We start from the raw sequence: 14,285 nt of genomic DNA, 5'->3' as shown, positions 1-14,285 counted from the left end.
CGCCGTGTCGTGCAATGCTACCCGTTTCTCAGGCTGCGCACCGACGACATTTCTTGGCTGGCCGTTCTGCCGCGGGGGGCTGCAAGCAAGTGTTGGTTCTCAGGATAAGGCGGCACGCGAACCTCGCGCGACCAGACCGTTCTGATGCTGAGAACGCGGATGAAGAGCCTGGGCTTCGACTCTGAAGACGCTGACGTTTCGGAGCCGGGGAGTTTACGGGAAATTCCGAGAAACGACGCGAGGTCAAGAATGTGGTTTAAGTGTCAGTTCTTGCTGCTCGGAGAGCACTTCAACTCGCGAAGAACTTGAATGAAGCAGCAATGCTTCGCGCGAGATGAAAAGAGCGAGACCGCTGTTCGCGATCCCGCTCAGATATAGTCGCGAAGGTTTAAGATTTGGTTTGGCGAGCCAAGCTTGTGTTCTGCTCTCCTGTCCCGGCGATGCAGCGCACCACTTGCGTGGTGCGCTGCGCGTCGGGGAGCGCAAAGCTCAGTTCTTGCTCTTGTCGACCAGCGCGCCCTTCTTGATCCAGGGCATCATGTCGCGCAGCTTGGCGCCGACTTCCTCGATCGGGTGCGCGGCGAGCTTGGCGCGGGTTGCCTTGAACGAGGTCTGGTTGACCTTGTTCTCCAGCATCCAGTCGCGGGCGAACTTGCCGCCCTGGATGTCGGCGAGAACGCGCTTCATCTCGGCCTTGGTCTCGGCGGTGACGATGCGCGGGCCGGTGACATATTCGCCATACTCGGCGGTGTTGGAGATCGAGTAGTTCATGTTGGCGATGCCGCCTTCATAGATCAGGTCAACGATCAGCTTCACCTCGTGCAGGCACTCGAAATAGGCCATCTCCGGCGCATAGCCGGCTTCGACCAGGGTCTCGTAGCCGCCCTTGATCAGTTCGACCAGGCCGCCGCAGAGCACAACCTGCTCACCGAACAGATCGGTCTCGCACTCTTCCTTGAAGGTGGTTTCGATGATGCCGGCGCGGCCGCCGCCGACGGCGGAAGCGTAGGACAGGCCAAGGTCATGGGCGTTGCCCGAGACGTCCTTGGCGATCGCGATCAGGCAGGGCACGCCGCCGCCGCGCTGATACTCCGAACGCACGGTGTGGCCGGGGCCCTTCGGCGCGATCATCAGCACGTCGAGGTCGGCACGGGGATCGAGCAGGTTGAAGTGGACGTTGAGACCGTGCGCGAAGACGAGCGCTGCGCCCTTCTTCATGTTGTCGTGCAGGTGCTCGCGGTAGATGTCGCCCTGGAGCTCGTCCGGGGTCAGCATCATGACGAGGTCGCCCCATTTGGCGGCTTCGGCGACTTCCATCACCTTGAAGCCGGCGGCTTCGGCCTTCTTGACCGACCCTGAGTCCTTGCGCAGCGCGATGGCGACGTCCTTGACGCCGGAGTCCTTCAGGTTGAGCGCATGGGCGTGGCCCTGGCTGCCATAGCCGACGATGACGACCTTCTTGCCCTTGATCAGGTTTAGGTCGGCGTCGCGATCGTAATAAACACGCATGGTCGTTTCCTCGTTCAGATGGCCAGAATCGGCCGTTGGTCAGGTCTCGGACGGTGAAATTTGCGGATTTCGGGGGCTGTCTAGAGCATTTTCAGCCCCCTGGGAAACCCGTTTCTGCATGGAAAACTGCGGCATCATGCATCCATGAAGATGGGGTAGAGCGACGCCCGCAGCAGGATCGCCATCAGCATATTGAAGGCCCGCACCGGCCGCTCGGAGGTCAGGACCGGCCGCAGTGCGGTGTCCAAGAAGGCCCGGACCACGGTCGAGGCCGTGCCCGCCAGCAGGCTGACCAGTGTCTGGAGGAACCGGCCGTCCCCCTCGCCCGCCTTGGCCGGGCATGATGGAGGCAACGAGCAGCAACTGGGTCATGCTCGCCTCACGCCGTCTTTGGCAGCGGCTGCGGGCGCCGCGCCAGCACCATCACGGCGATGCCGCCGACCACGGTCAGCATGCCGGCGAACCGCAGCGGCCCGAATCGCTCGCCGAATACGATGCTGGAGGCGGCCGAGCCGACGAACGGCACCAGCAACGCGAACGGCACCACCTGGGCAGCGGGATAATCGCGCAACAGCCGGCCCCACAGCCAATAGGCGATGCTGGTGGAGAGGGCGCCGATTACCAGCAGGCAGACGAGGCCCGTCGGCGACATGTGGATCAGCGAATGCCACGTCGGCGCCGGCCCGTTGACGAGCAGCGCCAGCGCGAACAGCGGCACTGCGGTGGCAAGGCAAAGCCAGGCAAACAGATCGAACATCGGCACGCCGCGGGCGCCGCGCAACAGAACGTTGCCGACGGCAAAGCTCACGGGAGCAATCATCAGCACAGCGAAAGCGCCGATGCTGAAATCATATCCGACGGTGCCGCAGATCATCAGCAGACCCGCCGCTGCGATGACGACGCCGAGCGTCTGCACCGGCGTCGTCCGCTCGCCGAATGCGATCGCCGCAAAGCCAATGGTGAACAGCGCCTGGCTCTGCACGACGACCGAGGTCAGGCCCACCGGCACACCATGGGCGATGCCATAGGCCTGACTCAGGAACTGGCCGAGGAACAGCGTGAAGCTGATTGCGATCAGAAGCGACCAGGCAATCTTGGGCTTGCGGATGAACAGGCACGGCACTGCGGCGATGGCGAAGCGCATCGCCGTCATCAGCTCCGGCGAAAATTCGTCGAGCGCGATCCGGCTCGCCACGAAGGCAAGCCCCCAGATGATCGCCACCATGAGGGCGATGAGGACGTCGGCCGGCTTCATCGTTGTTTCCGGTTCTGCTCTGTCGTGCAGCCCTGCTTGTTGTTCCGCTCTAGCCCCTGCGCGCTGGCCATTACGTCGAAGGATTGGGTTTGCGCAGCAGATAAGTGCCGTGCATCGGCGCGTGGTAGTCGGCCGAGACCAGCGTGAAGCCGACGTCGGTCAGCATCCGCTCCATTACCCAGCCGAAGGTGGAATATTCGTCGCGCATATGCGTCACCACGCTCTCGCGCGAGAAATCGTGGTTCTTGATCTGGCAGTCGGCCCATTGCTCGACGTCGCGTTCGACGGCATCCGGCATCGACGCGTAGACGATGTCGCGAAGATAGAAGGTCGCACCCGGCTTCAGCGCGCGATAGATCCGCGCCATCGCCACAGCCTTCCAGAAATCCGGCAGGTGATGCAGCGTGAACTCGCTGACGATCAGATCGTAGGATTCCGGCTGGTAGGCGAAGCTGAGCAGGCCCGCCGACTGCGTCGAGACCTTGGCCTTGCGGTCCCGCGCGTAGATTTCCGCCAGCGCCAGCATCGCCGGCGAGATGTCGATGGCGTCGACCTGCGCACCCATCAGCGAGGCTTCCGTCGCCAGCACGCCGTTGCCGCAGCCGATATCGGCAATCCGCCAGCCCCGCTGGACGCCCAACATTTTCAGCGCGGCGCGCGCACGCAGATCGGCATCGTCGTGGGAGTCGTAAATCGACGCCACCGTGGGCCCGATGCCCATCCGGTTCCGCTCGTTATAGTACCAGTCGCGCGCCAGCATGGTTCACATCCCTTCAGGCCCGCGACCGATCGCGGCCACGCCGGTGCGCGAGACCTCGACAAGGCCGAGCGGACGCATCAGGTCGATAAACTGGTTGATCTTGTCGGTATTGCCTGTGATCTCGAACACGAAGCTTTCGGTGGTGGCGTCGATCACGCGGGCGCGGAACGCGTCCCCCAGCCTGAGCGCCTCGACGCGGTGCTCGCCCTGCCCGCGCACCTTCACCATCGCCAGCTCGCGCTCGATCGAGCGCTTGGTCAACGTCATGTCGACGACGCGGTAGACCGGAATCATGCGATCGAGCTGATGCTTGATCTGCTCGATCACCATCGGCGTGCCCGTGGTGACGATGGTGATACGCGACAGATGTTTCTGGCTCTCGGTCTCGGAGACCGTGAGGCTCTCGATGTTGTAGCCGCGCCCCGAGAACAGGCCGATGACGCGCGCGAGCACGCCCGGCTCGTTCTGCACGAGCACCGAAAGCGTATGCGTCTCGTTGGGATCGTGGCGCTCTTCGATGAAGTAGGCGGATGCGGGCTGGTTCATTGTCGTCCCCTCTATTCTCGTCGTTACGCCGTCGCTGGCGTGTCCATTCCGACCCAACTGCGGAACAGATCGAAATCGATATTGCCACCGGACAGCACGAGACCGACGCGTTTGCCCGACAGTTTTGCCTTTTCCTGAAGGGCCGCGGCGAGCGCGGCTGCGCCGGCGCCTTCGGCGAGGTTATGCGTATCGGTCCAGTAGGCGCGGATCGCCGCGGCCACTTCATCATCGGTGACCTGCACGATGCGCGCAGCGCCCTTCCGGATCAACGCGACGGCTTCCGCGTCGGGAAAGCGCGTTGCCATGCCGTCGGCCAGCGTATTGCTGGTCTCGGTTGTCACGACGTGGCCTGCCGCGAACGACAGTGCGTAGGACGGCGCTTCGGTCGACTGCACGCCGACGATCTCGGTCTTCAGGCCGAGCAGATCGCGGACCAGAATGCAGGCGCTGATGCCCGAGCCCTGCCCGATCGGAACGTAGAGGACGTCGAGATCAGGCGCCGCGCGGAACAACTCCAGCGCGTAGGTCGCCACCCCCAGAACGAGGTCGGGGTGGAACGACGGCACCATGTGCAAGCCGTCGAACTGCGCACGGCGCCCGGCCTCCTCCCGCGCCAGCTGGAAATCGTCGCCATGCTCGACCAGATCGGCGCCGAATGCACGCATGGCATGATTCTTCTCGGCCGAATTGCCTTTGGGCACATAGATCACCGCGGGCACGCCGTGACGCCGCGCCGCGAAGGCAAGACTCTGGCCGTGATTGCCGCGGGTGGCCGAGATGATGCCCGGCACATTCGGCCGCTCGCGTTTCAGCCGATCGAGGTACACGATGCCGCCACGCACCTTGAACGCCCCGGTCGGCGTGTGGTTCTCATGCTTGACGACGACGTGCGTCCCCAAGCGCTGGCCAAGCAACGGCCAGGTGTGCGCCGGCGTCGGCTGCATGGCGGTGCCGACCATCTCGTGGGCGCTTTCCAGCTCCTTGAGATCAAACACTTCGAAACCTCACACCAGCGCCTTGCCGCCGGCGAACGCCTTGGCGGTGGCCTCGTCGTTGGCCTGCTCCGGCAACAGCATCTCGTTGTGCGCCTTGCCGGATGGGATCATCGGGAAGCAGTTTTCGAGCGCGGCGACACGGCAGTCGAACAGCACCGGACGCTTGACCGAGATCATCTCCTGGATCGCGCCGTCGAGATCCGAAGGCTTGTGCACCTGGAAGCCGACGCCGCCATATGCCTCCGCGAGCTTGACGAAATCCGGCAGCGCCTCCGAGTAAGAATGCGACAGGCGGTTGCCGTGGAGCAATTGCTGCCACTGCCGCACCATGCCCATGTACTGGTTGTTCAGGATGAAGATCTTGATCGGCAGCTCGTACTGGACCGCCGTCGACATCTCCTGGATCGTCATCTGCACCGAGGCGTCGCCCGCGATGTCGATGACGAGGCTGTCCGGATGGGCCACCTGCACGCCGACCGCGGCCGGCAGGCCGTAGCCCATGGTGCCGAGACCGCCCGACGTCATCCAGCGGTGCGGCTCCTCGAAGCCGAAGAACTGCGCCGCCCACATCTGGTGCTGGCCGACCTCGGTCGTGATGTAGGTATCCTTGCCGCGCGTCGCCTCGAACAAGCTCTGGATCGCGTGCTGCGGCAGGATGACGTCGTTGCTCTTCTTGTAATAGAGCGAGTTGCGGGCGCGCCATTGCGCGATCTGCTGCCACCACCCCTTGATGTCGGGCTTCTTCGCCTCCGCCTTGAACACCTGGAGGATGTCGCCGAGGATATTGCCGCAGTCGCCGATGATCGGCACGTCGACGCGGATGTTCTTGTTGATCGAGGACGGATCGATATCGATATGGATCTTCTTCGAGCCCGGCGAGAACGCATCGACGCGTCCGGTGATGCGGTCGTCGAAGCGCGCGCCGACGCACAGCATGACGTCGCAATCATGCATTGTCATGTTGGCTTCGTAGGTGCCGTGCATGCCGAGCATGCCGAGCCAGTTCTTGCCCGACGCGGGATACGCGCCCAGACCCATCAGCGTCGAGGTGATCGGGAAGCCGGTGACCTCGACCAGTTCGCGCAGCAGCTTGGTCGCTTCGGGGCCGGAATTGATCACGCCGCCGCCGCTGTAGATCACGGGACGTTTGGCATTAGCGAGCAGCGAGACCGCCTTGCGGATCTGCGTCGCATCGCCCTTCACGCGCGGGGCGTAGGAGCGGTGCACGTCGGACTTGCGCGGCGGATGATAAGTGCCGGTCGCGAACTGCACGTCCTTCGGCACGTCGACCAGCACCGGACCCGGACGGCCGGTGGTCGCGACGTAGAAGGCCTCGTGCAGGACCTTGGCGAGATCGTTGACGTCGCGCACCAGCCAATTGTGCTTGGTGCAGGGGCGCGTGATGCCGACCGTGTCGCATTCCTGGAACGCGTCGTTGCCGATCAGGTGCGTCGGCACCTGGCCCGAGATGCAGACCAGCGGGATCGAGTCCATCAGCGCGTCGGTCAGCGGCGTCACCATGTTGGTGGCGCCGGGGCCGGAGGTCACCAGCGCAACGCCCGGCTTGCCAGTCGAGCGCGCATAGCCCTCGGCGGCATGGCCCGCGCCCTGCTCGTGGCGGACCAGGATGTGCTGGACCTCGCTCTGCTGGAAGATCTCGTCATAGATCGGAAGCACCGCGCCGCCGGGATAGCCGAAAATGTCGGTCACGCCGTGGTCGATGAGCGCGCGGACGATCATCGCGGCGCCGGTCATCTGGTTCGGATCGTGGCTCTTGTCGGTCATTGGCTTGCTCCGGATGCGCTGTTGTCAGCGGCTTCGTTCGTGTCTGGTTCGGGAAATAAAAAAGGCCCCGAAGAGGGACCCATGCACACCGCCTGTCATGTGGATGGCAGCTAGCCACCCCCGGCGGTGTGCCTGGGTACGACGGCGATAAGGAGTTTGGTAATAATGTTACGCATTGCAGGCGCTCGGCTTCCCAAAGGTTGCGCGAAACATAGCGGCCAAAGCCCGGATGTCAAGGCGATGCGGCCGTCCCTGCGCGATTTTGGCAGTCTAGCGGTGTTCCCGGGGTTCGGCGAGAGGTAAATGCAGGAACCCCGGCACAAAAGCGCGTCAACCGGGATCCCGGGGTGCGCTTACGTCCGCCGCTAGCCGCCCCCTCGCCTCCTCCGGTTTCACCCACTCGAATTCGGGCAATTGGTGCCGGAACCAGGTGAATTGCCGCTTGGCGTAGTGGCGGGTGTCGGCCCGGCCGATCGCAGCGGCGTCCTCCAGGCTGAGCTCCCCGCGCAGATGCCGGATCAGGGCCGGCACGCCATGGGCCTTCATGGCCGGCAACAGAGGATCGAGATGCCGGGCGGCAAGCCGTGCGACCTCATTCAGCGCGCCCGCACCTAACATGGCGTCAAAGCGGGCATCGATGCGGGCATAGAGCTCGTCGCGCTCGGGGGCGAGAAACACGGCGCGAAAACTGTCCTTGGGCAACAGCGGCGGCTGGCCCTCCTGGTGCCAATCGAGCAGCGAGCGGCCGGTCGCTTCGATCACCTCGAGCGCGCGTGCGATGCGCGTGCGGTCGCGCAGATTCAATCGCTCGGCCGCCCGTGGGTCGCGAATTGCAAGTTCCGCATGTAGCGCCTCGACGCCGTTCCGCTCCAGCCGCGCCCGAACGTCCTCGCGTACTTCCGCGGGGATTGGCGGCACCACGGAAAGCCCCGCCGTCAGCGCCTTGAAATAGAGCCCGGTGCCGCCGATGAAGATTGGCAGCCGGCCTTCGGCTTGCGCCGCTTCGAGCGCCTTCGCCGCGTCGCTCACCCAGGCGCCGGCCGAGAAGTTCACGGCCGCATCGACATGGCCATAGAGATGATGGGGCACGAGCGCTTCGTCGGCCGGCGTGGGACGCGCCGTGATGATGCGGAGGTCACGATAGACCTGCATGGAATCGGCATTGATGATGGCGCCACCCGCGCTGAGGGCAAGTTCAAGCGCCAGCGCCGACTTGCCGCTGGCGGTCGGGCCTGCGATAAGCACGGCCTTGCCAATAGGCCTTCTGCCGACTTGCCCCTCGCTCACGAAAACCTCAAATGTCCCTCGTCGCCACGCTGATCTGCAATCCCGATAGTCCCGCGCTCGACAGCACCATCGTCGACGGCGCCCGCACTGTGCTGCCCCAGGCGCTACCCGCGCACTGGCTGTTCGACGGGGTTGCGGTCGACATCCCCTTCGGCGCCGACAGTAACCTCGAAGGCGACCGTCACGCCATCGAACAGCGGCTCCGCGAGCTTCGCGGCGACCTGCCGATCGACATCGTGGTGCAGCCAGTCGGCTTCCGGCGCAAGAAGCTTTTTCTCGCCGACATGGATTCCACCATGATCGGCCAGGAATGCATCGACGAGCTGGCCGATTTCGCCGGTTTGAAGGCGCATGTGGCCGCCATCACCGAACGCGCGATGCGCGGCGAGATCGAGTTCGAGCCGGCGCTACGCGAACGCGTTGCGCTGCTGAAGGACCTTCCCGCCAGCGTCGTCGACAAGGTGCTGGCCGAACGCATCACGCTGACGCCGGGCGGCCGCGAACTGGTCGCGACCATGCGCGCCCACGGCGCCTATACCTGTCTCGTCTCCGGCGGCTTCACGCTGTTCACGACCGCGGTCGCCGCCAGGATCGGGTTTCAGGAGAACCGCGCCAACGAACTCGTCGTGCGCGACGGCAAGTTCACCGGCGAAGTGAAGGAGCCGATCCTGGGCCGCGCGGCGAAGTTGGCGACGCTGGTGGATTTGATGGAATCGTTCGATCTGGACGACATCGACTCGGTCGTCGTCGGCGACGGTGCCAATGATCTCGCCATGATCCAGGCCGCGGGGCTGGGCGTGGCGTACCACGCCAAGCCGGCGGTGGCGGCTGCGGCCGCGGCGCGGATCGATCATGGCGATCTCACCGCGCTGCTGTATGCGCAGGGGTATCGGCGCGACGAGTTCGTGGAGGACTGACTCATTCGTCGTTCCGGGGTGGTGCGAAGCACCAGACCCGGAAGCTCGAGATTCCGGGTTCGATGCTTCGCATCGCCCCGGAATGACGGATGAAGTTACTGCACGCTCAGCGCCACGAAGCGCAGCTCGCCGTCGGCATTCGAGACCAGCAGCAGCACCGACTTCTTGCCGTCCTTCTTGAGCTGGTCGACGCGCTTCTGGATGTCGGCCCCGCTCGATACCGCCTCCTGCGCCACCTCGACGATGACGTCGCCGGCGGAAAGCCGCTTCTCGGCGGCGTCGGAATTGGCGTCGACACTCGTGACGACCACGCCCTTGACGCTGTCCTTGATCTTGTAGCGCGTGCGCAGATCCTTGTTCAGCGCGGCGAGATCGAGACCGAGCGCCTTTTGCGTCACCGGCTTCTCGGGCGCGGGCTCATCGGTCTTCACCGCGGCCTGCACCTTGTCGGGATCCTGCAAGCGGCCCAGCGTGACCTTCTTGGTCTCCTCCTGGCCCTTGCGGATGACGATGACGTCGACCTCCTTGCCGACCGCGGTATCGGCGACGACGCGGGAAAGGTCCTTCGGGTCCTTGACGTCCTTGCCGTCGAACTTGACGACGACGTCGCCCGGCTCGATGCCGGCGGGCTTGGCCGGGCCCTTGTCGTCCACGCCGGCAACCAGCGCGCCGCGCGGCGGCTTGATGTTGAGGCTCTCGGCGATCTCGTCGGTGACGCTCTGGATGCGCACGCCCAGCCAGCCGCGGCGCAGCTCGCCGAACTGACGGAGCTGGTCGACGACACCAGCGACCGTCTTCGACGGCACGGCGAAGCCGATGCCGATCGAGCCGCCGGAGGGCGAGATGATCAGTGTATTGACGCCAATGACGTCGCCATCGAGGTTGAACAGCGGACCGCCGGAATTGCCGCGGTTGATGGAGGCGTCGGTCTGAATGTAACTGTCGTAGGGACCTGAGGAGATGTCACGGTTCTTGGCCGAGACGATGCCGGCGGTCACCGTGCCGCCGAGGCTGAAGGGATTGCCGATCGCGACCACCCATTCGCCGAGGCGCAGCTTGTCGGAGTCGCCGAACTTCACCGACACCAGCGGCTTCGGCGGCTTGAACTTCAGCACGGCAAGGTCGGTCTTCTTGTCGACGCCGACCAGCTCGGCCTTGATCTTGGTGCCGTCGTTGAGGATGACGTTGATCTCGTCGGCATCCGCGATGACATGGTTGTTCGTGACGACGACGCCCGATGTGTCGATGATGAAGCCGCTTCCGAGCGAATTGGTCTTGCGTGGCGGGCCGTTGTCGCCGCCCTTGCTGCCGCCGCCGGGACCCTTGCGGTTCTTGAAGAAGTCATCGAAGAACTCCTCGAACGGCGAGCCGGGCGGCAGTTGCGGCATGGCGTTGCTACCGCCGCCGCCCTTTGCCTCGACGGTCTGCGAGGTCGAGATGTTGACGACCGCGTCGATCACCTTCTCGGCGACGTCGGCGATGCCCTCCGGTCCGCGCGCCTGAGCCGGCGTACCAAACGCGCTGAATGCACTGACGGCGAGCGCGGCCAGCCCTAAGCGCAACCGGGTCGGGGCAATGGTGGCAGCGGTCATAGGGTTCTCCAGAGAAAAGGATTCGGCTCCAAGCCTTCGACTTGAAGCCTTCGACTTCAAGACTGCGCTCGAACCGGGGGACGGCGCAAGCACGGAGCTTAACGGGCCTCAAGACCCGGACAATACGGCGAAAACCGGCCGCTCGCCTTCACTTTGGCGTTGGCGGGACGGTTAAATCGGGCGCCGCATCACCCAGATCAGGACCAGGCCGGCCACGGCCGAACCGATCCCGACCGCCCGCAGGATATTGTCCGGCGTGGCGATGGCGCTCTTCATGGCCTTGCGCATCCAGGCCGGACTTGCCGCAAACATCAAGCCTTCGAGCACGAACAGGATGCCTAGGCCGATGAGGAAGTCGGCGAACGCAATGGACCTCATCGGATGGGAACCTCCCGTTATGCTGTTCTTGTCTGGACGAAGGGGCGGCAGACCTGCCGCCCCTTGTCAGGCTTATGGCTTGGCAGGCGCCGCGGCGGGCATCCTGCCGGACGGGTTACCAAAGAACCGGAAGAAATCCGAGTCCGGACGGAGCAGGAAGCGGGTATCGCTGGACTTCAACCCAGTCTCATAGGCCGCCATCGACCGGTAGAAGGCAAAGAAGTCGGCGTCCTTGCCGTAGGCTTCCGCAAACAGGCGGTTGCGCTCGGCATCGCCGACACCGCGAGTCTGCTCGGCCTGTGACCTCGCTTCCGCCTCGATCACGGTCGCCTCGCGGTCGGCCTTGGAGCGGATTTCCTGTGCCTTCTGGCCACCCTGCGCGCGGAACTCGGCAGCCTCGCGCTCGCGTTCCGTCTTCATGCGCTGGTAGACCGCCTGGCTGTTCTGCTCCGGCAGATCGGCGCGCCGGATCCGGACGTCGACGACCTGGATGCCGTAGCCGTCGGCCTCGCGGTCGAGTTGGTCACGGATGCGCTGCATCAGCTTCTCGCGGTCGTCGCGCACCACGTTGATGAAGGTGACCTCGCCGAGCACGCGGCGCAGCGCCGCGTTCAGGAGCGTGGTGAGCTGGATGTTGGCGGCCTGGATCGAACCGATGCTCTGGTAGAAGCGCAACGCGTCCTTGATGCGGTAGCGCGCAAAGGCATCGACCACGAGCCGCTTCTGGTCGGATGCGATCGCTTCCTGCGACGGATTTTCCAGATCGAGGATCCGCTTGTCGATGTTGATCACCGAATTCCACGGCGCCTTGAAATGCAGACCGGGGTCGGTGACGACGTCGACGGGGCGGCCGAACTGCAGCACGATGGTCTGCTCGGTCTGCTGCACCGTGAACAGCGACATGTAGCCGACGATCACGACGAGCAGGAGCCCGAGCAGCGTGACCATACCTGTGACCGGAGACCTCATCGGGTACCTCCGCTCGATTGCTGACCGGTGGTAGGCGGCCGCTTCGTCGTCAGTTCGCCCAGCGGCAGATAGGGCACGACGCCCTGGCCCGAGGGGCCGCCGTCATAGACGAGCTTGTCCGCGCCGCCGAGCACGCGCTCCATCGTCTCCAGATAGATTCGTTCACGCGTCACGTCGGGCGCCTTCTTGTATTCCTCGTAAACCTTCAGGAAGCGCGAGCTCTGGCCCTTGGCCTCGGCGACCGTTTGCTCCCTGTAGCCTTCCGCGGCCTGCAGGATCTGCGCAGCACGTCCGCGTGCCTGCGGCACCACCTGGTTGGCGTAGGTCTGCGCCTCGTTCTGCAACTGCTCGAGGTTGGCGCGCGCGGCCTGAACGTCGCGGAACGCGTCGATCACCTGCGCCGGCGGATCGACCTTCTGCATCTGCACCTGGCTGATGACGATGCCGGCGCCGTAGCTGTCCAGGGTCTTCTGGATCAACTCCTGCACGCCCTGTTCTGTGACGTTGCGTGCGCCCGTCAGGATCGGCTGGATCTGCGAACGGCCGATGACTTCGCGCATCGCGCTCTCGGAGACCGCCTTCACGGTGCCTTCGGGATTCTGGATGTTGAAGAGGAAGTCGCCGACGCCGTCCGGCTTGATGCGCCAGAGCACGGTGAAGTCGACATCGACGATGTTCTCGTCGCCAGTCAGCATCAGACTCTCTTCCGGCACGTCACGGATGGAACGGCCGCGCCGCGCCGGATCGTCGATCAGCGTCATGCCGATCGAGATGGTCGAGACGCGCAGCGCCTTCGGCAGCAGCACGGTCTCGATCGGATAGGGCAGATGATAATTCAGGCCGGGCTGCACGGTGCGGACGTGCTTGCCGAAGCGCAGCACGACGCCGAGCTCTTCGGACTGCACCCGGAAGAAGCCCGACAGCAGCCAGAATGCGATGATGAGCAGGATGATCAGCGTGATGCCGATGCCGGAGAAATAACCGCCGGGCATGATCTGCTGGAGGCGATCCTGGCTGCGCCGCAGAAGGTCTTCCAGATCCGGCGGCCTCGGCCCGACGGGTTGCGGGCCTGTGCCCCATGGTCCCTTCGGACCCGAGCCCCATGGGCCACCGCCCTGATTCTTCCACGGCATTCGACGTTCTCCTCGGCAGACCGGGACTAGAACTCATCCGGTCCGCATTGTCCGGTCCGGCTTTATAGGGGACCGGCAGGTCCCTTACAACGCAGCCCTCGCCGTCCTTCGAGCTAAGCTCGGGGCCGGAAAAGTCAATGTTAACATTGGCAAATGCGGTTAATGGGAGGCCCGCCGACGATATGTCACATAGGAGAAGTCGGCGCTGTCCTCGGGTCCGGCAGAATGACGAATGCGCCCGACCTCATCCCATTCCGCCCTGTCGATGTCGAAATACGTGTCGCCGTCGGGCCGCGCATGCACTTCGGTGATTTCGAGGCGGTCGGCGCGATCGAGCCATTGGCGATAGATCTCAGCGCCGCCGATCACTGCGATCTCGGCGACCGAACGCCGCAGGGCATCGCCAAGCGCAACCGCGCCCGCATCCGCGGACGATGTCGTGACGACGGCGCCGGCGGCGCGATAAGCCGGATCGCGCGTGATCACGATGTTGGTGCGGTTGGGCAGCGGACGCCGCAGGGATTCGAAGGTCTTGCGGCCCATGATTATGGGCTTGCCGATCGTGAGCGCCTTGAAGCGCGCCATGTCGGATTTCAATCGCCACGGGATCGCGTTGCCGGCGCCGATGACGCCGTTCTCCGCGACCGCCACCACGAAGACGATCTCCATCAGATCGCGCTCCCGGCGAGGCGCGTCAACGCAGGACCAGTGACGCGGCACAGCGTCCAGTCGTCCATCATGACGGCGCCGAGCGATTTGTAGAACGCGATCGACGGCGCGTTCCAGTCGAGCACCGCCCATTGCAAACGCGACCAGCCGTTGTCGACGCATTCCTTCGCGAGATAGACCAGCAGCTCCTTGCCGAGCCCCCTGCCCCGGTGGGATGGCCGCACGTAGAGATCTTCGAGATAGATGCCGTGGCGGCCGCTGAAGGTGGAGAAATTGACGAACCAGACGGCAAAGCCGACCGGCTCGCCGTTCCACTCGGCGATGGCGCAATGGAGTTGCGGTCTCTCGCCGAACAACGCATCGCCGATCATCGCCTCGGTCGCGTCGACCTCGTGCGAGAGCTTTTCGTATTCAGCGAGCTCGCGGATGAAGGCGAGAACGAGTCCGGCTTCGCCCGGGCGAACGCGGCGGATGTTGAGCGACATCTGCG

The 14,285-nt window shown here is 64.5% G+C and carries 14 protein-coding genes and 1 pseudogene; 1 reads left to right on the top strand and 14 read right to left on the bottom strand.

What is annotated here, in order from left to right; all coding sequences use genetic code 11:
• Positions 1-489: 489 nt before the first annotated feature.
• The 8 genes and pseudogenes from ilvC to miaA all read right to left on the bottom strand — a co-directional run bounded on the left by ilvC (position 490) and on the right by miaA (position 8,137).
• The gene (ilvC, locus tag FNV92_RS09330) at positions 490-1,509 is read right to left on the bottom strand and encodes a ketol-acid reductoisomerase (RefSeq protein ID WP_015684386.1); all 1,020 of its coding nucleotides are present in this window, start codon (positions 1,507-1,509) and stop codon (positions 490-492) included.
• Positions 1,510-1,643: 134 nt separating this feature from the next.
• Positions 1,644-1,814, bottom strand: a pseudogene (locus FNV92_RS34605) (LysE family translocator); the annotation flags it as partial.
• A gap of 74 nt (positions 1,815-1,888) precedes the next feature.
• Positions 1,889-2,764, bottom strand: coding sequence for an EamA family transporter (locus FNV92_RS09320; RefSeq protein WP_143841226.1), 876 nt, complete (start codon positions 2,762-2,764; stop codon positions 1,889-1,891).
• 70 nt (positions 2,765-2,834) lie between these two features.
• Positions 2,835-3,524: a class I SAM-dependent methyltransferase gene (locus FNV92_RS09315; RefSeq protein ID WP_143841227.1), complete on the bottom strand. Its 690-nt coding sequence runs from the start codon at positions 3,522-3,524 to the stop codon at positions 2,835-2,837.
• Positions 3,525-3,527: 3 nt separating this feature from the next.
• A complete protein-coding gene (gene ilvN, locus FNV92_RS09310) occupies positions 3,528-4,070 on the bottom strand; it encodes an acetolactate synthase small subunit (protein WP_015684382.1) in 543 nt (180 codons plus the stop codon).
• Between the two features lie 23 nt (positions 4,071-4,093).
• Positions 4,094-5,065: a threonine dehydratase gene (locus tag FNV92_RS09305; RefSeq protein WP_143841228.1), complete on the bottom strand. Its 972-nt coding sequence runs from the start codon at positions 5,063-5,065 to the stop codon at positions 4,094-4,096.
• Between the two features lie 9 nt (positions 5,066-5,074).
• Positions 5,075-6,850 (bottom strand): acetolactate synthase 3 large subunit, encoded by a 1,776-nt coding sequence (locus FNV92_RS09300; RefSeq protein ID WP_143841229.1) that lies wholly within the window; start codon positions 6,848-6,850, stop codon positions 5,075-5,077.
• 330 nt (positions 6,851-7,180) lie between these two features.
• Positions 7,181-8,137 (bottom strand): tRNA (adenosine(37)-N6)-dimethylallyltransferase MiaA, encoded by a 957-nt coding sequence (gene miaA, locus FNV92_RS09295; protein ID WP_143841230.1) that lies wholly within the window; start codon positions 8,135-8,137, stop codon positions 7,181-7,183.
• An 11-nt stretch (positions 8,138-8,148) separates the two neighbouring features.
• Between miaA and serB the strand changes: the two genes are divergently transcribed.
• On the top strand, positions 8,149-9,054 hold the full coding sequence (gene serB, locus FNV92_RS09290) for a phosphoserine phosphatase SerB (protein WP_143841231.1): 906 nt from the start codon (positions 8,149-8,151) through the stop codon (positions 9,052-9,054).
• A gap of 95 nt (positions 9,055-9,149) precedes the next feature.
• Here the strand turns inward: serB and FNV92_RS09285 are convergent, their stop codons facing one another.
• From FNV92_RS09285 to FNV92_RS09260, 6 genes are all read right to left on the bottom strand, one after another.
• The gene (locus FNV92_RS09285) at positions 9,150-10,646 is read right to left on the bottom strand and encodes a Do family serine endopeptidase (RefSeq protein WP_143841232.1); all 1,497 of its coding nucleotides are present in this window, start codon (positions 10,644-10,646) and stop codon (positions 9,150-9,152) included.
• A 171-nt stretch (positions 10,647-10,817) separates the two neighbouring features.
• Complete coding sequence (locus FNV92_RS09280) at positions 10,818-11,024, bottom strand: DUF2065 domain-containing protein (RefSeq protein WP_015684376.1); 207 nt, start codon at positions 11,022-11,024, stop codon at positions 10,818-10,820.
• Between the two features lie 72 nt (positions 11,025-11,096).
• Complete coding sequence (gene hflC, locus FNV92_RS09275) at positions 11,097-11,993, bottom strand: protease modulator HflC (protein WP_015684375.1); 897 nt, start codon at positions 11,991-11,993, stop codon at positions 11,097-11,099.
• Positions 11,990-13,126 (bottom strand): FtsH protease activity modulator HflK, encoded by a 1,137-nt coding sequence (gene hflK / locus FNV92_RS09270; RefSeq protein ID WP_143841233.1) that lies wholly within the window; start codon positions 13,124-13,126, stop codon positions 11,990-11,992. Before hflK ends, hflC begins: the two co-directional genes overlap by 4 nt.
• 159 nt (positions 13,127-13,285) lie before the next feature.
• Positions 13,286-13,795 (bottom strand): dihydrofolate reductase, encoded by a 510-nt coding sequence (locus FNV92_RS09265; RefSeq protein ID WP_143841234.1) that lies wholly within the window; start codon positions 13,793-13,795, stop codon positions 13,286-13,288.
• A complete protein-coding gene (locus FNV92_RS09260; RefSeq protein WP_143841235.1) occupies positions 13,795-14,280 on the bottom strand; it encodes a GNAT family N-acetyltransferase in 486 nt (161 codons plus the stop codon). The genes FNV92_RS09265 and FNV92_RS09260 overlap by 1 nt, the downstream gene beginning before the upstream one ends.
• Positions 14,281-14,285 lie beyond the last annotated feature (5 nt).

The organism is Bradyrhizobium cosmicum, assembly GCF_007290395.2.
Classification (GTDB): Bacteria; Pseudomonadota; Alphaproteobacteria; order Rhizobiales; family Xanthobacteraceae; genus Bradyrhizobium; species Bradyrhizobium cosmicum.
This window is presented reverse-complemented; position numbering and strand designations above follow the sequence as displayed.